We start from the raw sequence: 25,154 nt of genomic DNA on the forward strand, positions 1-25,154 counted from the left end.
TTTAAAAATTCCACTTTAAACCAACCGCTTTTTCCGACACTTCCCATAATTTTTCGGCTACCGCTTTATTTTTTGCATGTGACTCTAATGTATGTGCGCCAACTGGCCCCGTCCAATTCTGTCTGCCTGTAGGGCCATAAAAACCACTTTCGTCCAGATTTGGTTCTGTGGCACACATCAATTGTGGATAGGCACCTTTTTCAGCCGATTGCACTAATGGCGATAATTTCATCAATTGCCAAACAAAGCGCGTCATTAAGCTACCACTGGTTTTAATTAAAGAAGTTCTGGAAGCACCTGGGTGACAAGCATACACTTTTACATTGGTTTTATCTGCTTTTTTAAGTCTATCTTGTAATTCGTAAACACACATAATTTGTGCTAACTTACTTTGGCTATAAACAGGATTAGGGCTGTAGTTTTTGTCCCAATTCATATCGTCAAATTGCATGGTTTTAATCCCTAAATTATAGCCCATACTACCTACCACAACAATGCGCCCTTTGGATGCTTCAATGCGAGGGTAAAGCAAACCTTGCAGTAAAAAGTTACCATAGTGGTTTATACCCAACTGACTTTCAAAACCATCAACGGTAAGTATTTGATTTGGTACTTGGGCAATGGCTGCATTACAGATAAGTACATCAATTTTGGGAACTGTTTTTAGAACCTCTTGCGCTGCTTTTTTTACAGAAGCCAATACTGCCAAATCCATTTGAAAGAATGATACATCTATATGATTACCGAGTTGTTGTTTTAAAACCGTAATAGTTTTTTCTGATTTTTTGGTGTTCCTATTCAGCATCACCACTTTTGCTCCTTTTGATAGCAATATTTTTACTGCTTCAAAACCAGTTCCGCTAGTTGTACCTGTTAGAACAATTGTCTTTCCGTTTAAATTTCCAATTCTATCAGGTGTCCACCCTTTTTTACCAAATTGATCTCCCTTCATTTTTCTTAGGTATGTTTCAAATTAATAAAACAAAGGTATTCATGAAGCCTCTTAGCTTCTTATACAGATTTTCAAATGTTGTATACTTTTTGGTTTAAACATACAATTGAAGTAAATAAAAAACACTTGTAAAAGGTCTTACAAGTGTTTTTTTATTTAAATTCAAGTTCTGTATCAAAAACACAGAACGCTATTTATAGATTCAGGCTGATTTAAGATCCACACATCAAGCAATCATCGCCTTGACCATCTTTGGCCTGAGCTATTAATGCTTTCATTTCTTCAGCAGACATAGGTTCTACTTCTACTTCAGTACTCTTCTTAGCAAACTTAGATGCATTGTGAGAAGCTTGTAGTTTTTGTTTTTCTAAAATAGTATCAGACGCTACTTTTACTTCTACAGCTGCTGTCTCTGTTTTTTCTGTAACCGGTTCTTCTTTTTGAGTGGTAGACAATGTAAATTTGATAGCATCTACTGCACTTTTGGTACGTAAATAATACATCCCTGTTTTTAAACCACTTTTCCAAGCGTAAAAATGCATGGATGTTAATTTTGCCATGGTAGCGCCTTCCATAAACAAATTAAGTGATTGTGATTGGTCAATAAAATAGCCTCTATGGCGAGACATATCAATAATATCTTTCATACTTAACTCCCATACAGTTTTGTACAAATCTTTAATGTTTTGAGGAATGATATCAATATGCTGAATAGAACCATTAGCTCTCATAATTTCTTGTTTCAATCCATCATTCCACAACCCTAATTCCACTAAATCTTCTAACAAATGTTTATTTACAACAATAAATTCGCCAGACAATACGCGTCGTGTATAAATATTGGATGTATAAGGTTCAAAACACTCATTATTTCCTAAAATTTGAGACGTAGAAGCAGTTGGCATTGGTGCCACCAATAATGAGTTACGAACACCATGTTTAACCACTTGACTTCGTAATTTATTCCAATCCCAATTACCACTTAATGATTCATCTTGGATGTTCCAAAGGTTATGCTGAAATTGTCCTTTACTAATTGGAGAGCCTTTATAAGTTTGGTAAGGGCCTTCTTCTTTGGCCACTTCCATACTTGCTGTTACTGCAGCAAAATAAAGTGTTTCAAAAATATCTTGATTTAATTGTTTAGCCTCATCACTTGTGAAAGGTAAACGCAATTGAATAAAGGTATCAGCTAACCCCTGAACTCCAAGTCCAATAGGACGGTGACGCATATTAGAATTTTTAGCTTCTGGTACTGGATAGTAATTTCTATCTATTACTTTATTTAAGTTTTTAGTAACACGTTTAGTAATACGGAACAATTCTTTATGATCAAACTCACCATTTTTAACAAACATTGGTAATGCTATGGATGCTAAATTACATACAGCAACTTCATCGGGCGATGTATATTCCATAATTTCAGTACATAAATTTGAAGAACGGATGGTTCCTAAATTCTGTTGGTTTGATTTACGGTTTGCAGAATCTTTATATAACATGTATGGGGTACCTGTTTCAATTTGCGATTCCAATATCTTTTCCCAAAGTTCCCGTGCTTTTATAGTTTTTCTTCCTTTACCTTCTGCTTCGTATTTTAAATATAAAGACTCAAATGCTTCGCTATGCACTTCGTCCATACCAGGACATTCATTAGGACACATTAATGTCCATGGACCATTTTCCTCAACACGTTTCATAAATAAATCTGAAATCCACATTGCATAAAATAAATCGCGTGCACGCATTTCTTCTTTTCCGTGATTTTTCTTTAAATCAAGGAAATCCATAATATCAGCATGCCAAGTTTCAATATACATGGCAAAACTTCCTTTTCGTTTTCCGCCTCCTTGGTCAACATAACGTGCTGTATCATTAAAAACTTTTAACATGGGCACAATACCATTACTGGTTCCATTTGTACCTGCAATGTAACTACCTGTAGCACGGATATTGTGTATAGCCAAGCCAATACCTCCTGCAGATTGTGATATTTTAGCGGTTTGCTTTAATGTATCATAAATACCATCAATACTATCGTCTTTCATAGTCAATAAAAAACAAGACGACATTTGAGGTTTTGGAGTCCCTGAATTAAATAAAGTTGGTGTAGCGTGTGTAAAATATTTTTTAGACATCAATTCGTAGGTCTCAATAACAGATTCCAAATCATCTAAATGAATCCCTACTGCAACACGCATTAACATATGTTGTGGACGTTCAGCAATAGCGCCATTTAATTTTAAAAGATACGAACGTTCTAAAGTTTTAAATCCAAAATAATCATACCCAAAATCGCGGTTATAAATAATTGTAGAATCTAAGGTGTCTTTATTATCTTGAATAACTTTATAAACTTCCTCTGATAAAAGCGGTGCTTTTTTACCGGTTCTTGGGTTTATATAGGTATATAGGTCATGCATAACTTCACTAAAAGTTTTTTTAGTGTTTTTGTGCAAGTTTGAAACTGAAATTCTAGCAGCTAATCGTGCGTAATCAGGATGTGCAGTAGTCATAGTTGCGGCAATTTCTGCGGCAAGATTATCAAGTTCACTGGTAGTTACACCATCATATAAACCTTCAATAACTCGCATAGTTACTTTTAATGGATCTACGAGTTTATTTAATCCATAACACAGTTTACGTACTCTAGCTGTGATTTTATCGAACATGATTTGTTCTTTTCTGCCGTCTCTTTTTACTACATACATTATTTTACAGGGTTTTAATTTTTTCTGACACACCTTCAGAAAAAGGATTAGTTAATTATTCCAAACATCAATTATAATGGTTAGTTATCTGATATTCAGTTAGTTTAGCTGATTTTTTATTTATAAATAATGGTATTGCTTTTCTCATTTCGTAATGAAGGTTAATTCAAGACAGATGCATGAGAACACACTTTAGTTTCTTCAAAAATTACCTTTTAATAGTTTCAAAACCAATTAAAAATCGGCATCAAAACTAAATTTATCTTTTTCTTCTTCTTTATTAAGAACTCCTGCTTTTTGATATTCAGACACCCGTTTTTCAAAGAAATTTGTTTTCCCTTGTAATGAAATCATATCCATAAAATCAAACGGATTAGCAGTATTATACTCTTTTTCACAGTTCAACTCAGTTAATAGTCTATCTGTAACAAACTCTAAATACTGCGCCATTAATTTTGCATTCATCCCTATTAAACTAGCAGGTAAAGACTCCGTAATAAACTCACGTTCAATATTGAGCGCATCAATTAAAATCTCTCTGATGCGATCTTTTGGCACTTTATTAATTAAATGCTGATTGTGTAAATGCACTGCAAAATCTGCATGTACTCCCTCATCACGGGAAATCAGTTCATTTGAAAATGTTAAACCAGGCATTAAACCACGCTTTTTTAACCAGAAAATGGAACAAAATGCCCCTGAGAAGAAAATTCCCTCAACTGCTGCAAAAGCAATCAATCGTTCAGCAAAACTTGGAGACTCAATCCATTTTAGTGCCCAATCAGCTTTCTTTTTAATGGCCGGAAAGTTTTCAATAGCATTAAATAACAAGTCTTTTTCCTTTTCGTCTTTTACATAAGTATCTATTAAAAGCGAATAGGTTTCACTATGAATATTTTCCATCATGATTTGAAATCCATAGAAAAATTTCGCTTCACTATACTGTACTTCATTCACAAAATTTTCAGCTAAATTTTCATTTACGATACCATCACTTGCTGCAAAAAATGCTAAAATATGCTTTATAAAATAGCGTTCATCGTCATTTAATTTATTTTTCCAGTCTGTAAGATCTTGATGTAAATCAATTTCTTCCGCCGTCCAGAAACTAGCCTCAGATTTTTTATACCATTCCCAAATATCATGATGTTGAATAGGAAAAATGACAAAACGATCTTTATTTTCTTGTAAAATGGGCTCAATAGTCTCTGACATGTTAAATTTGGTTTTTTTAGAATTTGACGATTATTTTATTCGTTCTAAGAGCTACAAAGATTGGAAAATGTAGCCATAAAAGAAAGTCATAGTTATAAACATTGTTCAAAAGTTTTTAACAATTTCAAAAACTACTTAGAATGAGAAGTTTACAAATAAAAAACACTAAACAATTGATAATAAATAATTTAGTGTTTTTTAAAAATTAAAAAGTTTACAGAAAAAAAATAGATTTTCACTTTCAAACAGCTTGTTTTAAAGGTGTTTTAAGAGCTTATTTTGAGTTATTGAAGTTCTCTGCTACTTTTTCTAACTCCATGTACCAGTCTTCTCCAAATTTTCTAATCAGTGCTTCTTTTACAAATTTATAGATAGGAATTTGAAGCTCTTTACCAAGCGAACAAGCGTCATCACAAATTTCCCATTTATCATAATTAACACCAGAAAATTCTGTGTAATCTCTAATTCTAATAGGGTATAAATGACAGGACACAGGTTTCTTCCATGAAATCGCTCCTTGATTATATGCTTCTTCAATACCACAAAGCGCTGTCTTTTTATCATCAAAAATAACAAAAGCACAATCAGCACCATTTATTAAAGGTGTTTCCATATCACCAAATTCATTGGTTGTATATATCCCTTGTGCTTCTATTGCCTGAATACCTTCTTTTCTTAAAAACGGCTTTACTTTTGGATAAATTGTTTTTAAAATATCAAGTTCTTCTTTATCGAGTGGTGCTCCTGCGTCACCATCCACACAACAAGCTCCTTTGCAAGCAGACAAGTTGCACAAAAAATCTTTTTCAATAATATCTTCAGAAACAATGGTTTTACCTATTTGAAACATATAATACTTGTAAATTACAGACTGCTAAAATAACTAAACTTTATATTTAATAGTCCATATCCATACAGAAAACAAAAACTCAACCGCTTAGGTTATTATATATAAATTTTAATACCGAACTTTGCATAAACATTTTAAAGAGCCTAAACATGCAATTTAATTTTAAAGAAATATTCACCGTTTTTATGGTCTTATTTGCTGTAATTGATATTATTGGAAACATTCCTATTATTATAGACTTACGCAAGAAAGTTGGACATATACACAGCGAAAAAGCCTCTATAATTTCCGGAGTAATTTTAATTCTATTTCTATTTTTAGGAAAAAGTATTTTAAACCTAATCGGTATTGATGTAAATTCATTTGCCGTAGCAGGTGCTTTTATTTTATTTTTTATTGCTTTAGAAATGATTTTAGGTATTACACTTTACAAACAAGAAGAGCATACAGCAGATACAGCTTCTATTTTTCCTTTAGCATTCCCCCTAATTGCTGGGCCCGGTAGCTTAACAACCTTATTAGCCTTGCGAGCAGAATATCGGGTTGAAAATATTATTGTAGCTATTATTTTAAACGTAACTCTTATTTTTATAGTACTAAAAACCTCCTCAAGAATAGAGCGCTTCTTAGGTCAAAATGGCATTAGTATCATTAGGAAAGTATTTGGTGTCGTTTTATTGGCTATTGCTGTTAAGTTATTTACACACAATATTAAAGATTTATTTTTATAACTATTTTTAAGGAAAACATATGAAAATTACCTCCATAACACTTATTGTTATTGCCATTATATTTATTGGAATCAACGCCACCGAAATAAATTTTGACACCCCTTTTAAAGGTGACAGTATGATTGCCATAATTACTATTGTTGCATCACTTTGCGTTATTTTAATGATGCTGATTTTAAGAACTTCGAAGCGTATTGAACAAAAATTCAAAAACAAAAACTAATGTTTGATACTTTAATTATTGGCGGAGGTGCTGCAGGTTTGTCTTGCGCCTTGATTTTAGGCTCTGCAAAAAACAAACCCTTTGCCATACATAAACGGATTGGCATTATTACTCATCAAAAAACATCACATTTACAAACAGCATTATTCAACAATGTACTTGGACTTACACCAGGTACCACAGGTGCATCTATTCTTGAAAATGGCAAAATACAATTAGCTAATTTATACCCACATATAGAGCAAATAGATAACGAAAAAGTTTTAGAACTAATAGAGTCAAAAAATGGATTTGTTGTTAAAACAAACAAAAGCACATACACCTCCAAAATAGCAGTTATAGCTATTGGTTATACAAATTTAATGACGATTGTTGGTTTAGAAAACTATGTAGAACCACATCCAAAATCTCCCATAGAAAAAGATCGTATTTGGCTTAAAAACACCAACCACTTAATTAAAGAAAACCTATATGTTGCTGGAACATTAGCTGGTTGGCGGAGTCAATTTGCCATGGCTTCTGGAAGTGGTGCACACGTAGCAACCGATATTTTAACACTTTGGAATAACGGTAAAGATGTTAAAGTGCATGATAAGATTGGTTAATCAGATAAAAAATTCTGTTATTAATAATTTAAAAACAAGAATCATCTGCTTTTAATTCTGCTTAGTTTCTATAGTCGGTAATAACAATTCTCTATTCCAGCTTTTTAAGCTATTATTTTCAAATTTAAAAAGATAAAATTCATCAGAATTTCTATATGATAATATTTTAATCTCTTTTTTATCTTCAATCTTATTTTGAGAAATTGTATATGAATTTCCTAGAATTTCTGTAACCTGCTCGGTTGTCATGCCCAATTTTAACTGATTCATCAATGTACTATTCATATATCCATGGTATTTTACACCACAAAAACAGCTGTTAAAATTTTTTTCATATTTAAGTTTAATTTAATTTTTATCAATGACATCTATAAGCTTATGTAAAGCATTAGGGTTCTCTTACAAACTTACTTTTATTTTTAACACCAGCTAAATTAAATTTTACTAAGCAACTGAAAATGAGACTAAAACTAATCACCTTTACTCAACTCAATAACCTCATCAATCATAATATCGCGTTGGTTTAGAATTTCTTCAAAAGAACCATTACCAAAAAGCTGGTCTGCTAGTGTAGCTTTAATGTATTGTTTTACTTCATCATGATAAGCAACAAACGTAACATTGGAATCAGCTCTAATATTTAAAAAATCTTGAAAATCAATAACTAAATCATCACTTACCTTAAAATTATCAATAAAATCTTGTTTTAAAAAACCTTCATAAGCCGTTCTATCTCTTTCCAAAATTTGAAATACAAAATTTCCAATAAAACCTCGTCTTTGTAAATACGTTAACGTTTCGTTTTGCATACTACTATCAATTGGCACAAAAACATCTGGAATAATACCTCCTCCACCAAAAACTACCTTTCCTTTAGGTGTGATAAATTTTAATGAATCTGCTACTTCAATTTTTTCTGGATCTATAAGTTCCCCACTTTCTAATCTGTGATAATAATCATCATAATAATCTTTATTACCATGGTCATAAGGCCGTTGAATGGAACGTCCCGTAGGAGTATAATAACGAGACACCGTTAACCGTACCGCACTACCATCACCTAATTCCATTTCACGTTGCACAAGCCCTTTCCCATAAGATCTTCTTCCAATAATAGTACCTTTATCATTATCCTGAAGTGCTCCTGCTACAATCTCACTTGCAGATGCTGAATTCTCATTAATCAACACAAATACTTTTCCTTCTTCAAAATCCCCTGAATTGGTAGCAAAACTTTTTTCAATACTTCCTCTTTTGTTTTTTGTGAATAGAATAAGCGTGTCGTCTTCTAAAAATTCATCCACAATTTGCTCTGCTATGGAAAGAAAACCACCTGGGTTATCCCGCAAATCCAAAGCAATTTCAGTCGCTCCTAAATCAATCAATTGATCCAATCCTTTTTTAAACTCTTTGTATGTAGTTTCAGCAAAACGATTAATCTTTATATATCCCAATTTTTCAGTAAGCATATACACAGCATCTACACTTGTAATGGGAATATGAGCACGCTCTACAGTAAAATCTAAAAGTTCTGGCTCTCCTTTTCTATAGACTTTAAGATCAACTTTAGTATTAATTGGCCCTTTTAACTTATCAATAATCTGTTCATCTTCTATATTTTTACCAAAAAGCGAATCGCCATTAGCCATAAGAATACGGTCACCACCTTTTATACCTGCTTTTTGACTAGGACCATTTTCAATGGCCCTAATAACAGCAATGGTATCTTTATAGGTATAAAAACTGATACCAATACCCACAAAATCACCTTTCATATTTTCAGCAACTCGAGCCATATCCTTTTGTGGAATATATACCGAATGCGGATCTAAATTATCCAGAATACCATTTACAGTTACATCCACAATGCTATCCGTATTCACATCATCAACGTACTCATAATCTATATAATCAATAAGTTTATTAAGCTTATCCTTATTACTGTTTTTAGAAAATAATTTATCTGAGGAATCTGCAAAATTCAATTTACCACCAATAAAAATACCAATAGCAACAGCAATACCTAAAATAAGAGGCAAATATTTTTTTTGATTTTGCATTAGGGTTTTAAATCTTCTATTAATTTTAATTCAATACCAGCTTTTTCTAAAAATTTTAGTCCAGAATCATCTTTGTAAGCTTTGTGATACACCACTTTTACAATGCCAGCTTGATGTATCAACTTACTACATTCTTTACAAGGAGACAACGTAATATATAATGTTGCCCCTTTACAAGATTGTGTAGAAGCGGCCACTTTCAAAATAGCATTGGCTTCAGCATGTAAAACATACCATTTTGTATACCCCTCTTCATCTTCACAAAAATTTTCAAATCCTGTAGGCGTCCCGTTATAGCCATCTGAAATAATCATTCTGTCTTTTACAATTAATGCTCCTACTTGTTTACGCTTACAAAAAGAAAGTTTCCCCCATTCTTCGGCAATTCTTAAGTAGGCCTTATCATATTTTAATTGTTTTTTATCTGACATAAATATTGTTTTGTATTGTTGATTGAAAAATTATCACTACAATCACTGAAAACATATAGCTAAACTATTTGATTGGTATTTCAAATACAATCTAAAAAATTCACTTGATTCATTTGATATTTTAAGATAAGAAATCACTTTCTATAATCATAGGAATTACCAGCCCAACCACTACAGATGATATAACCATAATCCAATCACGCTTAGAAAATCTAAAAATTGTCTGTACAATATAGGCTAAAAATAATACCATAAATACAATGATAATTTGAGCTAATTCTATGCCTAAAGCAAACTCTAACAATACTAACAATTTATTATCTGATTTCCCAACTAACATTTGAAATTCACGAGCAAAGCCTAAGCCGTGAATCAATCCAAAAAAAAGTGTTGAAAAAAACAAGACACCAACACGCTCTTTTTGAGCCCCTTTACCTGATGTAAACACATTAAATAGTGCTACAATCATAATGGTTACAGGAATTAAAAACTCAACTAAACTCCCATCAACATTTACTACTCCATAGGCAGCTAAAACTAAAGATAGTGTATGACCAAAAGTAAACATTGTTACTAATAATAGAACACGTTTCCAATCCTTAAACATATACGGAATGGTAAGAACTATTAAAAAAAGCACATGATCATAAGCATTGATATCAAGCACATGATTGACACCATATTCTACGTTAAACCAAAAATTTTCAAGCATAATTAATGGGGGTTTTGGACTTGGTTCAAATATACAATTTATCAGATTCTTTTAACGGTGTACTTTGTAATTTATTCTACTATGAAAACAAAAACAAATAAGCTATTAGCATATATTTGCATATCTAAATATAAAATCAACTATAAAATGACAATACGATTTTTAAGCATTTTAGGATTAGGTCTATTATTATTTTCTTGCAAGGAAACATCAGAAACCAATGCAGCAGAAACTCCAGAAGAACCTATTTCTCAAAAAATTTCTGAAAACGATATTTCCAAAATTAATTATACCGATTACGTATTAGATTCCAAAACAGAAATTGCTATTGAAGATTGGGTAAAATACCAAGAAATTGATGCTGTTGTTAAAAATGTTAAGCAAGGTGATTTATCTTATTTTCATGACAACGACAGAGCAAATATCATTAGAAACTTTTTTATAGCCTTAAAAAAGGCTATTCCGGATACAATAAACACTCCTGCTATTTCTTCAAGGATTTTAGTATTAGAAACCAAGACATGGAAATTAGAAAGCTTTGCTAATTTATCAACTACAACTGAAGAAGAATTAAATCAAACCATCAAAGAATTTTTGGTATCCTTTTCTAATCTAAATCTTCAAATGAATAAAAAATTAGAAAAAGATTCTCAACAGATTGATAAACCATAAAATATAATATTATAAAAAAACAGCTGTAAAAGAGATTTACAGCTGTTTTTTTTATAACTTCTTGATTCCTTACTTACAAAGCAACCAAATCACCTGCTTCATCTTTAGTAGGTAAATCTGATTTACCCATCAAATAAATATCTACTTGGCGCGCAGCCTCTCTACCTTCAGAAATAGCCCAAACAATTAAGGACTGTCCACGACGCATATCACCAGCAGTAAAAATATTTGGCACATTGGTTTGATATTTACCGTATTCAGCTTTATAGTTTGAACGGGCATCTTTTTCTAAGCCTAATTGGTCTGCAATGGTGCTTTCAGGCCCCGTAAAGCCTAATGCCAGCAATGCTAAATCACAAGGCCATGTTTTTTCTGTACCTTCAATTTCAATTAATTGCGGACGTTCACCTGGAACCATTTTCCATTCTACATTAACGGTTTTCAATGCTGTTAGCTTTCCATTTTCATCCGTTATAAATTCTTTGGTATTGATTAACCAATTTCTTTCAACGCCTTCTTCATGTGAAGAAGATGTTTTCAACTGTAATGGCCAAAAAGGCCATGGTGTTGTGGGAGAACGGTGTCCTGGAGGTTTGGGCATAATTTCAAAATTTACCACAGATTTAGCCCCTTGACGATTGGAAGTTCCAACACAATCTGAACCAGTATCCCCACCTCCAATAACTATAACATGTTTATCTGTAGCTAAAACTTGGTTTTCTATAGTTTCTCCAAATACAACTTTGGTCTGTTGTGTTAAAAAATCCATAGCTTGAACCACACCATCTGCATCTATCCCAGGTGTTGGCAAACTTCTTCTTACCGTAGCTCCACCACATAGAACAACAGCATCAAAATCTTTTAATTTTTCTACAGGATAATTTTCACCAACATTTACATTTACTTTAAAAGTAATCCCTTCAGCTTCTAAAATAGCTATACGACGGTCAATCACGCCTTTTTCCATTTTGAAATTAGGAATCCCGTAACGCAATAGTCCACCAATAGCGTTGTCCCTTTCAAAAACTGTAACAGTATGTCCTGCTCTATTCAATTGTTGAGCAGCAGCCAAGCCAGCAGGTCCAGAACCTACAATAGCAATCGTTTTTCCTGTTCTAACCTTTGGCGGCTGAGGTTTAATCCAGCCTTCTTTAAAAGCCCGTTCTACAATCATCTTTTCTATGTTTTCAATAGAAACAGGATCCTCAATAATACCTAAAACACATGATTTTTCGCATGGCGCTGGACACAATCTCCCAGTAAATTCAGGAAAATTATTCGTTGAATGTAGTAACCAAGAAGCTTTTTGCCATTCACCTTGATGTACCATGTGATTAAAATCTGGAATTAAATTTCCAAGAGGACATCCACTATGACAAAAAGGAATACCACAATCCATACAACGAGACCCTTGCTTTGTAATTTCCTCCTCTTTTAAAGGTACTGTAAATTCATTATAATGTTTTACACGGTCTACTACAGGCGTGTAACTTTCATCTTGTCTTTCAAATTCTTTAAATCCTGTTATTTTTCCCATGAAACTATGCTATTGTTAATTCTTCTACCATTTGTTCTTCGGTTTCTAATCGCTTTAATGCTTTTTTGTATTCAATAGGCATTACTTTTACAAAATGACTTAAGCTATTATCCCAATCTTTAATAATTTCTTTTCCTCTATTACTATTTGTGTATAATACATGTTTTTGAATATACTTTTTCAAATCAGCAATATCCACGTCAGTCATATCCTCAAACTCAATGGTTTCTGTATTACACAGTCCATTTGTAAATTTGTTTTCTGGATCATAAACATAGGCAATACCACCACTCATTCCTGCAGCAAAATTTCTTCCTGTATTTCCTAACACGATTACTTTTCCTCCTGTCATATATTCACAACAATGATCTCCAACACCTTCTACAACAGTAATAGCACCAGAGTTACGCACTGCAAAACGCTCTCCAGCAATACCATTAAAATAGGCCTCACCTTGAACAGCACCAAATAAACATACATTTCCAACAATTATGTTATTTTCTGCTAAGAAATCTGCATCCGCAGGTTTTTTAACAATTAATTTAGCTCCAGACAATCCTTTACCAACATAATCATTGGTATTCCCTTCTACTGTAAAAGTTAAACCATGCGCTCCAAAAGCTCCAAAAGTTTGCCCTGCTGATCCCGTGAATTTAATATTCAAAGTGTCTTCTGGAAGTCCTAAATAACCATAAATTTTAGAAATTTCGTTACTTACTATTGCACCAACAGAACGGTTGGTATTATTAATAGGGTATTCTAAATTAGTTTGTTCTTTTCTATATAAAGCTCTATGCGAATCTTTTAAAATTTCAAAATCCAATACATTTTCTAAATTATGATCTTGGTTTTCTGTATTCTTTTTAATTAACGTATCGTAAGCTGCTGGTCTATACAAAATGGATGACAAATCCAAACCTTTAGCTTTATAATGCTTTATGGCTTGATTGGCATTTATTTTGTGTGTTTGACCAATCATTTCATCCATAGTTCTAAATCCTAATTGTGCCATAATACCTCTTAACTCTTCAGCTATATAATAGAAAAAGTTAATAACGTGCTCTGGCGTACCTTTAAAGTTTTTACGCAATTCTTTATCTTGAGTAGCTATACCAACAGGACAAGTATTCAAGTGACATTTACGCATCATAATACAACCTGAAGCTACTAAAGGCGCGGTTGCAAAACCAAATTCTTCAGCACCTAATAAACAAGCTATAGCAACATCACGACCTGTTTTTAACTGACCATCACATTCAACAACAATTCTACTTCTTAAATTATTTAACACCAACGTTTGTTGCGCTTCAGATAAACCAAGTTCCCATGGTAACCCCGCGTGTTTTAAAGACGTTAAAGGCGAAGCTCCTGTTCCTCCATCATAACCCGCTATCAATACCACATCAGCTTTTGCTTTAGCAACACCAGCAGCAATAGTTCCAACTCCTACTTCAGATACTAATTTAACATTGATTCTTGCATCGCGATTGGCATTTTTTAAATCAAAAATTAATTGTGCTAAATCTTCAATTGAATAAATATCATGATGAGGTGGTGGTGAAATTAATCCTACAAAAGGTGTTGAGTTTCTGGCAGCCGCAATCCATGGCAATACTTTTTCACCAGGCAATTGACCCCCTTCCCCAGGTTTTGCACCTTGAGCCATTTTTATTTGAATCTCTCGTGCGTTTGTTAAATAGTGTGATGTAACACCAAAACGCCCTGATGCAACTTGCTTAATTGCAGAGTTCCTACTATCTCCATTAATATCTGGCTGAAAACGTTTCCTATCTTCTCCTCCTTCACCGGAATTAGATTTACCGCCAATACGGTTCATAGCAATGGCTAAATTTTCATGTGCCTCTCTAGATATAGAGCCGTAAGACATCGCCCCTGTTTTAAAGCGCTTTACAATTTCTGTCCATGGCTCTACATCTTCTAAAGGTATAGGATCCAAATTATCAAACTCAAATAAACCACGAATGGTCATTAAATTTTTAGATTGTTCATTAATAGCTTTAGCATAAACATCATAACTTGCTTGGTCACTTAATCGAACTGCTTGTTGTAATTTTGCAACCGTAGTTGGATTAAACATGTGTCGCTCTCCATTACGTCGCCATCTGTAATCACCACCAATATTTAAACCTAAACGTTTATCTATATATTTATCAGGATACGCGTATTTATAGCGCTCATTGATTTCTTTTTCTATTTCATACAAACCAATACCTTCTATTCTTGAAGCTGTATAAGGGAAATATTTTTCAACAAATTGAGAATTAAAACCAACAATTTCAAAAATCTGAGACCCTCTATAAGAATGCAATGTAGAAATTCCAATTTTATTCATCACTTTTAAAATTCCTTTTCCTATAGCCTTATTGAAATTATCAACCGCTTTTTGCTCATCCATTCCTGTTATGAACCCTTCTTTAACCTGCATTCTGATAATTTCGTTTACCATATATGGATTAATTGCACTAGCACCATAACCAAATAAAGTAGCAAAATGATGTGGTTCGCGAGGTTCAGCAGATTCAATAATGATATCAAAATAAGAACGTTTGCGTAAACGATTTAGTTGATGATTTACATAAGAACAAGCTAACAAACATGGAATAGGAGCAAACTCCTTATTAACACCCCTATCAGAAAGAATGATAATATTTGTTTTTCTATCTAAAGCTTTTTCTATTTGTTTGATGATATCTTCTAAAGCATCTTCTAAGCCATTAAGACCTTGTGATTTAGGATAAAGAATTTCAACAGTCTCTGCTTTAAACCCTTCAACACTAATACTTCTTACTTTTTCTAAATCCGCATTAGAAATCACAGGATTTTGAATGCGAAGCTTTCTACACTGTCTTTCTGAAATGCTAAAAATATTACGATCTTTTCCAAGATTCAAACTAATATCTGTAACAATTTCTTCACGAATACCATCTAAAGGCGGATTAGTTACTTGAGCAAACAATTGCTTGAAGTAGTTTGAAATAAGTTGTGGTCTATCAGACAAAACAGCTAACGGCGTATCTATTCCCATGGAGCCTAAAGCTTCCTTAGCAGTCTGTGCCATTGGTGTAATAACTTCCTGAATATCTTCAAAAGTATAATTAAATAAACGCTGTCTTGTTTTAATATCTATCGTTTCAATAGGACAAGTTTCATTATTATAAGGAATATCTCTTAAGTGCAATCTGGTTTTATCCAACCACTCTTTGTAAGGTCTTTCAGAAACAATTTTATTTTTAATCTCTTCGTCATTAATGATACGACCTTCATTCATATCTACTAAGAACATTTTTCCTGGCTCTAACCTACCATGACTCTTTACATCTTCTGAAGGAATATCTACAACTCCAATTTCAGAAGCCATAATAAGTTTGCCACTTTTAGTTACAGTATATCTTGAAGGTCTAAGTCCATTTCTGTCTAATAAAGCTCCAATATAATCTCCGTCAGTAAAAGGCACAGAAGCTGGACCATCCCATGGTTCCATGATACAAGCATTGTATTCATAAAATGCTTTGCGTTCTTCAGACATGGTTTTGTGTTTTTCCCATGCTTCAGGAATCATCATCATCATAATTTCAGGTAATGAACGTCCTGTATGTGTTAATAATTCAACAACCATATCCATGGAAGCAGAATCTGATTTTCCAGGTAATATAATTGGGAATAATTTTTCAATTTGTGGACCAAAAACATCACTTTTCATGATTTCTTCACGAACACGCATTCTACTTACATTACCACGTAAGGTGTTAATTTCACCATTTTGACACATATACCTAAATGGCTGTGCTAACTCCCACGTAGGCATAGTATTGGTAGAAAAACGTTGATGTACTAATGCTAAACGTGTAACCAAATCTGTTTGCTGCAAATCTGTATAATAGGGTCCAATGTCTTCCGGCATGATAATCCCTTTATATATGATAGTAGTATTTGATAAACTTGGTAGGTAAAAATAAGAACTTTCATGCATTTTTGAATTAGCAATGGTATGTTCAGTAATTTTACGAGCTGCATATAATTTAGCTTTAAATGTCTCTTCAGACATATCGTTAATTTTACCAATAAAAATTTGCTCAATATTAGGCTCTGAAGCTAATGCAATAGGTCCTAATTGTGAAGAATCAACAGGCACATTTCTCCATCCTAAAATATCAAGTCCCTGCACTTTAATTTCTTTTTCAAAAACCTCTTTACAGAATTTATATTGATTTCTGTTTTTAGGCAAAAAAACCATACCTACAGCATACTCTCTTTGTGCAGGTATATCGAAATTACAAACTCTTTTAAAATAATCGTGAGGGATGTCAATTAATAATCCAGCACCATCCCCTGTTTTTCCATCAGCACTTACACCTCCTCGGTGCTCCAACTTTACCAGAATTTCTAATGCATCGTGAATGATTTGATTGGTTTTTTCTCCTTTTAAATTACAGATAAAACCAGCACCACAATTTTCATGTTCAAATTCAGGTAAATACAATCCTTGTTTCTTCATCTTAATCAACAAATTTTGGTTTAAAAATAGCGTCGAAAAACAAAGATATGGATTGATTTTAAAATTAAACAATGCTTAAAACATTATTTTGTTATTAAGCGAATTAATAGGACAAAACTGTATATATAATAATAATAGGAGCAATTATTAATAAATACTCAATACAAGAATCAACAACATTAAATAAATATATACTAATTAATACTAATGAATACTTGTTTTTGCAGAAATAATAGCATAAAAATTACTTAAAAACTGACAATAATTCAAAAGCATTGATTGTTGATAAATCAAAAAAACAAATATTTTACAACATACCCTTAAAAAAATAGGGTTAAAAAATAAAATATCAATAAAAATTATAAAGATACCCCTCTTTTTTAAGGGTGTTAATTCTTTTTGATATAGTTTTACGTTGTCTTAAGGAAATTAATAATTTAAAAACAAGAACTTAAAAACAATCAATTATGAAAAAACTAATTACACTTTCAATGCTTTTTGCAGCAACAGCAATATTTGCTCAGGAAGAAACATCAAAACTATCAATTAGCGGTAGCGTAGACGCTTACTACCAAACATATTTAACAGCTCCAGATGATGCTGGTACAGCTTTTGGAACTGCATTTGCTGGACAAACTGGATTTGCTACTGGTATGGGCAATGTAATTATTAGTTATGAAGGAGCAAAAACAGGAGTAGTACTTGATTTAGTAACAGGCGCAAGAGGAGCTAGTGCCACTTTTAGTTCTGATATTCAAGATGGTATTTTAAATCAAGCATATGTTTACTGGAATGTATCTGAAAGTACAACACTAACAATGGGTAGATTTAATACTTTTTTAGGATATGAAGTTATAGCTCCAGCAGCAAATTTTAACTATAGCACATCTTATTTGTTTTCTAGCGGACCTTTCTCTCATGTTGGATTAAAAGCAGATTTTGCTTTATCTGATGATTTTAGCTTAATGTTAGCTATTATGAATCCTTGGGATACTAATGATATTTCTACAACTGGCGAATATTCACTTGGCGCACAATTAGGTTACTCAGGTCAATTTCTTAACTTCTACTACGATAGCGGAAACAATGGCGGTTTAGGTTTTGAAGTAGATTATACAGGTGGTTTTGACCTTTCAGATAGCTTCTTTATGGGAATTAATGCAGCATATAATGATAATGATGGTTCTGGTTTCTACGGTGCAGCGTTATATCCACAATATGCCACTTCTGATGCATTCTCTTTAGGTTTAAGAGGGGAATTTTACGGTCTTCACGGTGATGCTAATCCAGCAGAAGAAAGTGTTTTAGCACTTACTTTAACAGGAAGTTTAGTTGTAGATAACAATTTAATCATTAAGCCAGAGATTAGATTAGACTCTTGGAGTGATAACATGCCATACGTTGATAGCGACGGTGCAGCATCTGACAATCTTGCAGCATTTACTTTAGCAGCTATTTACTCATTCTAATTTTAGAATGTACAATTAAAAATCAGAGAATGAAGCAAGTTCTCTAACTATGAAACTTGCTTTATTCTATCTAATATTAACTAACCCTTAAATTTATAAATATGTCTATATTAAATATGCCCCTTATTATTCAAGACACCGCCGCAATAGAAGGCGACATGGGAATGCTGTGGATGCTTATCTCTGGTATCTTAGTATTCTTCATGCAAGCAGGATTTTTCTTAGTAGAGTCTGGAATGACAGATTCGAAAAATGCTGTAAACATAGCAATGAAAAATTTCTTGGACATAGCAGTTGGCTCTTTGGCTTTCTGGTTCGTGGGATATTCTTTAATGTATGGCGCTGATGCCTCTGGAGGTGGTTTCTTCCACTGGGGTGGGTTTATATTTTCTCAAGGTGCTGCCGATTTATTCTTTCAAACAGTATTTGCCGCTACTGCTGCAACCATTGTATCGGGAGCTATTGCAGGAAGAACCAAATACACAACCTATGCCATTTTTAGCATTGTATTAACTGCTTTTATATATCCTATCTCTGGTGGATGGGAATGGAATGGCGGTTGGTTAAATGCTGAATGGATGCCTGCTGAGTTTATCGATTTTGCTGGATCATCCATTGTTCACTCTGTAGGTGGATGGGCTGCACTTGTTGCTGCATGGATGGTAGGTCCTAGAATTGGAAAATTCTTAAATGGAAAACCAGTTGAAATGCATGGTCATAACCAAATGTATGCTACTTTAGGTGTTTTCATCTTATGGTTAGGATGGTTTGGTTTTAACGGTGGTTCTCAATTAGCTTGGGGTGGTGATGATGCCACTGCGGCTTCACAAGTCGTTTTAGTTACTAACTTAGCTGCTGCCGCAGGTACTTTAAGTGCTTTATTATTCACTTGGTTTAAAAATGGAAAACCTAATTTAGCAATGACTTTAAATGGAGCTCTTGCTGGTCTTGTTAGTATTACTGCTGGATGTGGTAATATGAGCGAAGGCGGTGCAGTATTAGCTGGTTTAATTGGTGGTATTTTAGTGGTTTTATCAATTGGGTTTATAGAAAAAACTTTAAAAATTGATGATGCAGTTGGTGCTATTTCCGTACACGGAGTTGCTGGTGTATGGGGAACTTTAGTTATCGGACTTTGGGGTATTGATGGTGATGCAGGAATTGGTATCTTTAACGGTGGTGGAGCTGCACAATTAGGAGCTCAAGCCATTGGAGTTATAGCTTATGCTGTATGGGCACTTGTTATGTCTTTTATATTCTTATTTATTATCAAGAAATCTTGTGGTGGTTTAAGAGTTACTGAAGCAGAAGAAATAGCAGGTCTTGATATCTCTGAACATGGCAGTTTAGCTTACCCTGGTAAAAGACAAAGAGAAATTGAAGATTAATTAATTTTTCTAACAAGAAAAATTAATTATAAAGTATTCAGATTTTAGAATTAAAAACATTGAAATATTTAGTTTATTAAAGTGTTAACATAAAAAAGGATGCCTTATTAGTAGGGCGTCCTTTTTTATTATTATTTTTAAACAAACAGAAACCCCAATAAAACCCCAATAAAACCCTAAATATTACCCTAAATATTACCCTAAATATTTTAAAATCTAACTATTAAAATTAAATAACATTATGAAAAAAATTGAAGCAATTATTAGAAAATCCAAGTATCGTGTGGTAAAAGAAGCCTTACATGAAGTTGGGGTAAACTTTTTCTCTTATTGGGATGTAACAGGAATTGGAAATGAAAAAGAAGGCCATGTATATAGAGGTGTTTCTTATAGTACCAGTGATATTCAAAGACGATACCTTTCAATAGTAGTGAACGATAGTTTTGCAGAAGCTACTATACAAGCAATAATTAGCTCTGCAGGAACTGGAGAAGTTGGAGATGGTAAAGTATTTGTATCAGATGTCATAGATGCTTACAGAATACGAACAGGAAATAATGGTGGGGACACGCTAAACAAATAAATTAAAAAACAAACAAAAAAATTATGGAATTATTAACAATAAATAATGTATGGATGATGATCTGTACAGCATTGGTTTTCTTCATGCACTTAGGCTTTGCTTTTTTAGAAATAGGCTTAACAAGACAAAAGAATACTTTAAACATTCTTTTTAAGAACATTTTTATTATTACTGTAGGATTACTACTATACTGCCTTGTAGGCTTTAATTTAATGTACCCTGGTTTTGAAGAAGGTTCAGCTGGAATATTTGGATTTGCAGGATTTGGTCTTGACGCAGTAGCGGCAACCGATTTAACTTATAGCGAAGGTTATACTTACTGGACAGATTTCTTATTTCAAGGTATGTTTGCTGCCACTGCCGCAACAATTGTTTCTGGAGCAGTTGCTGAACGTATCAAAATTGGACCTTTTATGATTTTTACCGTACTATACGTAGGGATTATCTATCCACTTGCAGGTTCATGGAAGTGGGGAGGCGGTTTTTTAGACATGAGAGAAACTCCTTTTTATGACTTTGCTGGATCAACATTAGTACACTCTGTTGGAGGTTGGGCTGCCTTAGTTGCTGTTTGGCTGTTAGGGTCACGTATTGGTAAATTCAAAGACGGGAAACCTCAAGCTATTCCTGGTCACAACATACCATTAGCTACAGCTGGTGTAATAATCCTTTGGTTAGGATGGTTTGGTTTCAACGGTGGCTCTGTACTATCTGCTGACCCTGCATTAACGTCATTAACATTAGTAACTACTTGCTTAGCAGCAGCAGCTGGTGGCGTAGTAGCAGCAATTACCTCTACAATTATGTACAAAAATCTTGATTTAACCATGTTTTTAAATGGTATTTTAGGTGGTTTAGTAGGAATTACCGCAGGTGCAGACTTAATGGGACCAACAGATGCTATTTTAATAGGAGCTATTGCTGGTATAATTATTGTGTTTGCTGTTGCATTTATTGATAAATTAAAATTAGACGATCCTGTTGGAGCTATTGCGGTACATTTAGCTTGCGGTATGTGGGGAACTTTAGCCGTTGGAATATTTGGTTCTTTGGCTGGAGGAGACCAATTAGTAAGTCAATTAGTTGGTATTGTTTCCTATGCAGCTATCTGCATAGTTTCATCTTTCTTGATTTTATTTGTATTGAAGAAAACTGTTGGAATCAGAGTTTCTGAAAAAGAAGAAATAGAAGGTTTAGATGCTCATGAACATGGAATGGATGCATATCCTGATTTCAGATTAAATGAACATTAAGATATATAATTAGATTAAAAAAAAGGAAGTCTACAATAGACTTCCTTTTTTTTAGTATTAAAGTGAAGCTATTATTTTATATTTTTGATATAAACGAACATATAAAAAATATCATGAAGAAAATAGAAGCTATTATTAGAAAATCTAAATACAATGTAGTGAAAGACGCCTTGCATGACGTAGGTGTAAACTTTTTTTCCTATTGGGATGTTACTGGATTAGGAAATGAAAAAGAAGGCCATGTGTATCGTGGCGTGTCATACAGCACTAGTGATATTCAACGTAGATACCTTTCCATTGTTGTTAATGATGATTTTTTAGATACTACCCTTAATGCCATTATCAATGCTGCAGGAACAGGTAAAGTAGGCGATGGTAAAATTTTTGTTTCAAATATAGAAGAAGCTTATAGAATCAGAACAGGAGAAAAAGGCAGTAGCACCTTAAATTAAATTATTTTAGAAGCAACACTCTAAATAAATGAAAACGCCTAATCTTAAAATTTGAGATTAGGCGTTTATTTATACTTAAAACTTAACTTTTATTTTAAGCAGAATTTCTACTCGCATTAATATTTCCAAATAAAGAACGTGTGACTATTTTTTCATAAATTTTAATTTGTTCTTCATCTCTTACATCTGCTTTTTCTAACTCTTGAATCTTTTTAAGCGCATATTGCTGTATGGTCAATAATGGCAAAACAATAGATTCTCTAACTTCAATAGAAGCCTTACCGGATGGCTCATTTTCCATAAGCTCTTTATATCCGGTTAGTTTTAAAAGTAATGTTTTGGTTGTAATGTATTCATTGTAAATAATATTCCAAAACTCCCCAAACTCTTTATCTTTGGACATGTATTTTGTTAAATCAAAAAACGATTTTGTTAATGACATCATACTATTCTCTAACAATGTTTTAAAAAATTTAGAGTTGTTATAGAGTTGTTCTACTTTGTCAAATTCACCGTTATCCTCATATTTTTTCAAAGCCGTACCAACCCCGAAAAAACCAGGAACATTTTGTTTTAATTGACTCCAAGAACCCACAAAAGGAATGGCTCTTAAATCTGAAAATATAAGTTTATCAGAAGTTCCTCTTTTTGATGGTCGGCTTCCAATATTTGTTTTTGCATAATATTTTAATGTACTCATGCGTTCCAAATACGGAATAAACATGGCATGACTTTTAAAATCTTTATAAGCCTGATAACTTGTTTCTGCCAAATCATTCATAACCGCTCTATCAGACTCAGACATTTGATTTTTTTCTTTAGCAATTCTATTAGAAATACCAGAACTTATCAATTGCTCTAAATTATATTGAGACGAATCTAAAGTTCCAAAATTAGAGCTAATCGTTTGTCCTTGAATGGTAAGTTGAACCTCCTTATCCTCTATTTTAGGGCCTAAAGATGAGTAAAATTGATGTGTTTTTCCACCACCTCTTGCTGGAGGTCCTCCACGTCCATCAAAGAATATAGCGGTAATACCATATTTTCTTGACATTTCAGTTAACAATTCTTTTGCTTTATATATTCCCCAGTTTGCCATTAAATAACCACCATCTTTTGTACCATCAGAAAATCCTAACATAATGGTTTGCCTATTTCCTCTTTTTTCCAAATGTGCTCTATAAGCAGGGTTTGTATAGAGTTGCTCCATAACATCTGGAGCATTTTCTAAATCAGTAATAGTTTCAAAAAGCGGCCCTATATCAACAGTTAATTCGTCTTTAAATGCCACCATTTTTAGCATAGCAAATAATTGCATAACATTTAATGCCGTTTGGTTATTACTAATTATGTAACGATTGGCCCCTAACTCCCCATTACTTTTTTGAATCTCTTTAATGGCTTGAATGGTTTTTAAGGTATTGAAAACCATTTCATCTTCAAAGCTATTAATATCAACATAATCAGTAGCTTTAGAGAGAATTTTTATTTGCTCATCCTCTGAAAGCTCATGATAATTATTTGGAAATGATGAATTGCCTTGTTTTATTAAAGCATCAATTACTGTAGTAAATACACCGTGATGAATTCTACTATCCTGTCTAATATCTAATGAAGCGAAATTAAACTTAAATAAATGAATTTTATTTAATAGCGTTCTTATTTCTGGCATGTATAATGACTGATGCTCATTAATTACAATGTTTTTAATATCAGTCAGTTCATTAATTAATTCATCCAATTCTATAATCCCTTCAGTATTTCCTGTTATACTACACTCATATAACTTGGACTCTAAAGCTATAACCCTATGTTCAACCCCTCTAAAGGTAAGTCTTCTTCTAAGGCTTTTTACATCCTTATAATATTTACCTAAAATGGTTTGTTTTAATTTTTTGGCAACTTTTAAAGTTGTATCTGGTTTTACAAATGGATTCCCATCACGATCACCTCCTGGCCAAAAACCAATATTAATAATTTCATTATGGTTTTGGTTATCATCATATATATTTTGCTGAATATAATCGTAAATCTCACCAAATGACTCATAAAATACATTTTCTAAATACCAAACCAAACTTACAGCCTCATCATAAGGCGTTGGTTTTTCATGTTTGAAAAATGGTGTTTTTCCAAGCTGACCTAACAGATTATTTATTTCATCTAAGTTTGTATCTTTAATAGCCTTAGTTAAATCTGTAATAATACCTAAAACTGAACCAGGGTAAAACTGAGTTGGGTGAGCCGTTAGCACGATTCGCACTTTAAACTCCTCCAAATAATTTCTTAATTCTTCTAATCTATTCTCAGAAACAGCAGATTCTTTTAAATTTCTAATGGAACCAATGCCTTCCATATTATTTACAATAGGAAAAGCAGCATCTTCAGCAGCATCAAACAACACTACCTGCCGTTCTATATATTGAATAAACTTAAACAGTAAATTAATCTGACTGCTTTTAGAACGTCTCCCTTGATATTTTTTAAAAAAAGTATCCACAATAGTAGTGGGATCATCTCCATTTGCAAAACCCTTTTTACAAGTTTCATGAAATAAAGGAAGTAATACTCCTGTTTTTGTTATAGCATCAAAAGGCAAAGTCATAAATATACTATTGTATATATTGTATTTAGACAGTACATTTTGTTTAAATCTGGTAATTTTTGGTCCTACTGACATAGTAATATGAAGTGAAATTAGACGTAAAAATAGTAAAGCATACGCTAAGAATAGAGAGTTTCTTAATTTTTTTAAATTTTTTTTGTTTTTACTAATTCTAATTGTGAATAATTA

At 32.9% G+C, this 25,154-nt stretch carries 20 protein-coding genes; 9 read left to right on the plus strand and 11 right to left on the minus strand.

Going from position 1 to position 25,154, the window contains the following annotated elements:
• Window position 1 precedes the first annotated feature (1 nt).
• From APS56_RS09370 to APS56_RS09385, 4 genes are all read right to left on the minus strand, one after another.
• Window positions 2-952, minus strand: a complete 951-nt coding sequence (locus APS56_RS09370) for an SDR family oxidoreductase (RefSeq protein ID WP_054727479.1) — start codon at window positions 950-952, stop codon at window positions 2-4.
• A 212-nt stretch (window positions 953-1,164) separates the two neighbouring features.
• Entirely contained in the window at window positions 1,165-3,663 is a 2,499-nt protein-coding gene (locus APS56_RS09375; protein ID WP_054727481.1) for a ribonucleoside-diphosphate reductase subunit alpha, read from the minus strand.
• 234 nt (window positions 3,664-3,897) lie between these two features.
• Window positions 3,898-4,878, minus strand: coding sequence for a ribonucleotide-diphosphate reductase subunit beta (locus tag APS56_RS09380; protein WP_054727483.1), 981 nt, complete (start codon window positions 4,876-4,878; stop codon window positions 3,898-3,900).
• 274 nt (window positions 4,879-5,152) lie between these two features.
• Window positions 5,153-5,728: a DUF3109 family protein gene (locus APS56_RS09385; protein WP_054727485.1), complete on the minus strand. Its 576-nt coding sequence runs from the start codon at window positions 5,726-5,728 to the stop codon at window positions 5,153-5,155.
• Window positions 5,729-5,877: 149 nt separating this feature from the next.
• Between APS56_RS09385 and APS56_RS09390 the strand changes: the two genes are divergently transcribed.
• Genes APS56_RS09390 through APS56_RS09400 form a run of 3 tightly spaced genes read left to right on the plus strand, consistent with a single transcriptional unit; the run spans window position 5,878 to window position 7,287 of the window.
• Complete coding sequence (locus tag APS56_RS09390; RefSeq protein WP_054727487.1) at window positions 5,878-6,459, plus strand: MarC family protein; 582 nt, start codon at window positions 5,878-5,880, stop codon at window positions 6,457-6,459.
• 19 nt (window positions 6,460-6,478) lie between these two features.
• Window positions 6,479-6,682 carry a hypothetical protein gene (locus APS56_RS09395; RefSeq protein WP_054727488.1) on the plus strand — a complete coding sequence of 68 codons (204 nt, stop codon included), beginning with the start codon at window positions 6,479-6,481 and terminating at the stop codon, window positions 6,680-6,682.
• Window positions 6,682-7,287 (plus strand): FAD-dependent oxidoreductase, encoded by a 606-nt coding sequence (locus APS56_RS09400; RefSeq protein WP_054727490.1) that lies wholly within the window; start codon window positions 6,682-6,684, stop codon window positions 7,285-7,287. The genes APS56_RS09395 and APS56_RS09400 overlap by 1 nt, the downstream gene beginning before the upstream one ends.
• Before the next feature lie 51 nt (window positions 7,288-7,338).
• On the opposite strand, the gene APS56_RS09405 is transcribed toward APS56_RS09400, so the two are convergent.
• The 4 genes from APS56_RS09405 to APS56_RS09420 all read right to left on the minus strand — a co-directional run bounded on the left by APS56_RS09405 (window position 7,339) and on the right by APS56_RS09420 (window position 10,490).
• The gene (locus APS56_RS09405) at window positions 7,339-7,572 is read right to left on the minus strand and encodes a DUF3192 domain-containing protein (protein ID WP_054727491.1); all 234 of its coding nucleotides are present in this window, start codon (window positions 7,570-7,572) and stop codon (window positions 7,339-7,341) included.
• 185 nt (window positions 7,573-7,757) lie between these two features.
• On the minus strand, window positions 7,758-9,347 hold the full coding sequence (locus APS56_RS09410) for a S41 family peptidase (protein WP_054727493.1): 1,590 nt from the start codon (window positions 9,345-9,347) through the stop codon (window positions 7,758-7,760).
• Window positions 9,347-9,778: a deoxycytidylate deaminase gene (locus tag APS56_RS09415; RefSeq protein ID WP_054727495.1), complete on the minus strand. Its 432-nt coding sequence runs from the start codon at window positions 9,776-9,778 to the stop codon at window positions 9,347-9,349. The genes APS56_RS09410 and APS56_RS09415 overlap by 1 nt, the downstream gene beginning before the upstream one ends.
• A 121-nt stretch (window positions 9,779-9,899) precedes the next feature.
• Window positions 9,900-10,490 carry a HupE/UreJ family protein gene (locus tag APS56_RS09420; RefSeq protein ID WP_054727497.1) on the minus strand — a complete coding sequence of 197 codons (591 nt, stop codon included), beginning with the start codon at window positions 10,488-10,490 and terminating at the stop codon, window positions 9,900-9,902.
• Between the two features lie 147 nt (window positions 10,491-10,637).
• On the opposite strand from APS56_RS09420, the gene APS56_RS09425 reads away from it, so the two are divergent.
• Window positions 10,638-11,162, plus strand: coding sequence for a hypothetical protein (locus APS56_RS09425; protein WP_054727499.1), 525 nt, complete (start codon window positions 10,638-10,640; stop codon window positions 11,160-11,162).
• A 73-nt stretch (window positions 11,163-11,235) separates the two neighbouring features.
• Here the strand turns inward: APS56_RS09425 and APS56_RS09430 are convergent, their stop codons facing one another.
• Window positions 11,236-12,699, minus strand: coding sequence for a glutamate synthase subunit beta (locus tag APS56_RS09430; protein ID WP_054727502.1), 1,464 nt, complete (start codon window positions 12,697-12,699; stop codon window positions 11,236-11,238).
• Between the two features lie 4 nt (window positions 12,700-12,703).
• A complete protein-coding gene (gene gltB, locus APS56_RS09435; RefSeq protein WP_054727504.1) occupies window positions 12,704-17,215 on the minus strand; it encodes a glutamate synthase large subunit in 4,512 nt (1,503 codons plus the stop codon).
• A 467-nt stretch (window positions 17,216-17,682) separates the two neighbouring features.
• Here gltB and APS56_RS09440 point away from each other — a divergent pair, with 467 nt between their 5' ends.
• The 5 genes from APS56_RS09440 (at window position 17,683) to APS56_RS09460 (ending at window position 22,360) form a co-directional block, all read left to right on the plus strand.
• Entirely contained in the window at window positions 17,683-18,684 is a 1,002-nt protein-coding gene (locus APS56_RS09440; protein ID WP_054727506.1) for an outer membrane beta-barrel protein, read from the plus strand.
• Window positions 18,685-18,785: 101 nt separating this feature from the next.
• Window positions 18,786-20,072 (plus strand): ammonium transporter, encoded by a 1,287-nt coding sequence (locus APS56_RS09445; RefSeq protein WP_054727508.1) that lies wholly within the window; start codon window positions 18,786-18,788, stop codon window positions 20,070-20,072.
• Window positions 20,073-20,313: 241 nt separating this feature from the next.
• Window positions 20,314-20,655 carry a P-II family nitrogen regulator gene (locus APS56_RS09450; protein ID WP_054727510.1) on the plus strand — a complete coding sequence of 114 codons (342 nt, stop codon included), beginning with the start codon at window positions 20,314-20,316 and terminating at the stop codon, window positions 20,653-20,655.
• Between the two features lie 23 nt (window positions 20,656-20,678).
• On the plus strand, window positions 20,679-21,908 hold the full coding sequence (locus APS56_RS09455) for an ammonium transporter (protein ID WP_054727512.1): 1,230 nt from the start codon (window positions 20,679-20,681) through the stop codon (window positions 21,906-21,908).
• Between the two features lie 113 nt (window positions 21,909-22,021).
• Entirely contained in the window at window positions 22,022-22,360 is a 339-nt protein-coding gene (locus APS56_RS09460) for a P-II family nitrogen regulator (RefSeq protein ID WP_054727513.1), read from the plus strand.
• Window positions 22,361-22,454: 94 nt separating this feature from the next.
• On the opposite strand, the gene APS56_RS09465 is transcribed toward APS56_RS09460, so the two are convergent.
• Window positions 22,455-25,040, minus strand: coding sequence for a phosphoenolpyruvate carboxylase (locus tag APS56_RS09465; protein ID WP_054727516.1), 2,586 nt, complete (start codon window positions 25,038-25,040; stop codon window positions 22,455-22,457).
• Between the last annotated feature and the right edge of the window lie 114 nt (window positions 25,041-25,154).

The sequence above is a fragment of the Pseudalgibacter alginicilyticus genome (assembly GCF_001310225.1).
Taxonomy (GTDB): Bacteria; Bacteroidota; Bacteroidia; order Flavobacteriales; family Flavobacteriaceae; genus Pseudalgibacter; species Pseudalgibacter alginicilyticus.

What these genes read in the sequence shown, in the direction of transcription:
- APS56_RS09420 (WP_054727497.1), bottom strand. Translation starts at nt 10,490, where the DNA reads ATGCTTGAAAATTTTTGGTTTAACGTAGAATATGGTGTCAATCATGTG.
- APS56_RS09380 (WP_054727483.1), bottom strand. Translation starts at nt 4,878, where the DNA reads ATGTCAGAGACTATTGAGCCCATTTTACAAGAAAATAAAGATCGTTTT.
- APS56_RS09370 (WP_054727479.1), bottom strand. Translation starts at nt 952, where the DNA reads ATGAAGGGAGATCAATTTGGTAAAAAAGGGTGGACACCTGATAGAATT.
- APS56_RS09410 (WP_054727493.1), bottom strand. Translation starts at nt 9,347, where the DNA reads ATGCAAAATCAAAAAAAATATTTGCCTCTTATTTTAGGTATTGCTGTT.
- APS56_RS09385 (WP_054727485.1), bottom strand. Translation starts at nt 5,728, where the DNA reads ATGTTTCAAATAGGTAAAACCATTGTTTCTGAAGATATTATTGAAAAA.
- APS56_RS09430 (WP_054727502.1), bottom strand. Translation starts at nt 12,699, where the DNA reads ATGGGAAAAATAACAGGATTTAAAGAATTTGAAAGACAAGATGAAAGT.
- APS56_RS09390 (WP_054727487.1), top strand. Translation starts at nt 5,878, where the DNA reads ATGCAATTTAATTTTAAAGAAATATTCACCGTTTTTATGGTCTTATTT.
- APS56_RS09450 (WP_054727510.1), top strand. Translation starts at nt 20,314, where the DNA reads ATGAAAAAAATTGAAGCAATTATTAGAAAATCCAAGTATCGTGTGGTA.
- APS56_RS09440 (WP_054727506.1), top strand. Translation starts at nt 17,683, where the DNA reads ATGAAAAAACTAATTACACTTTCAATGCTTTTTGCAGCAACAGCAATA.
- APS56_RS09405 (WP_054727491.1), bottom strand. Translation starts at nt 7,572, where the DNA reads ATGAATAGTACATTGATGAATCAGTTAAAATTGGGCATGACAACCGAG.
- APS56_RS09465 (WP_054727516.1), bottom strand. Translation starts at nt 25,040, where the DNA reads ATGTCAGTAGGACCAAAAATTACCAGATTTAAACAAAATGTACTGTCT.
- gltB (WP_054727504.1), bottom strand. Translation starts at nt 17,215, where the DNA reads ATGAAGAAACAAGGATTGTATTTACCTGAATTTGAACATGAAAATTGT.
- APS56_RS09460 (WP_054727513.1), top strand. Translation starts at nt 22,022, where the DNA reads ATGAAGAAAATAGAAGCTATTATTAGAAAATCTAAATACAATGTAGTG.
- APS56_RS09415 (WP_054727495.1), bottom strand. Translation starts at nt 9,778, where the DNA reads ATGTCAGATAAAAAACAATTAAAATATGATAAGGCCTACTTAAGAATT.
- APS56_RS09455 (WP_054727512.1), top strand. Translation starts at nt 20,679, where the DNA reads ATGGAATTATTAACAATAAATAATGTATGGATGATGATCTGTACAGCA.
- APS56_RS09425 (WP_054727499.1), top strand. Translation starts at nt 10,638, where the DNA reads ATGACAATACGATTTTTAAGCATTTTAGGATTAGGTCTATTATTATTT.
- APS56_RS09375 (WP_054727481.1), bottom strand. Translation starts at nt 3,663, where the DNA reads ATGTATGTAGTAAAAAGAGACGGCAGAAAAGAACAAATCATGTTCGAT.
- APS56_RS09400 (WP_054727490.1), top strand. Translation starts at nt 6,682, where the DNA reads ATGTTTGATACTTTAATTATTGGCGGAGGTGCTGCAGGTTTGTCTTGC.
- APS56_RS09445 (WP_054727508.1), top strand. Translation starts at nt 18,786, where the DNA reads ATGTCTATATTAAATATGCCCCTTATTATTCAAGACACCGCCGCAATA.
- APS56_RS09395 (WP_054727488.1), top strand. Translation starts at nt 6,479, where the DNA reads ATGAAAATTACCTCCATAACACTTATTGTTATTGCCATTATATTTATT.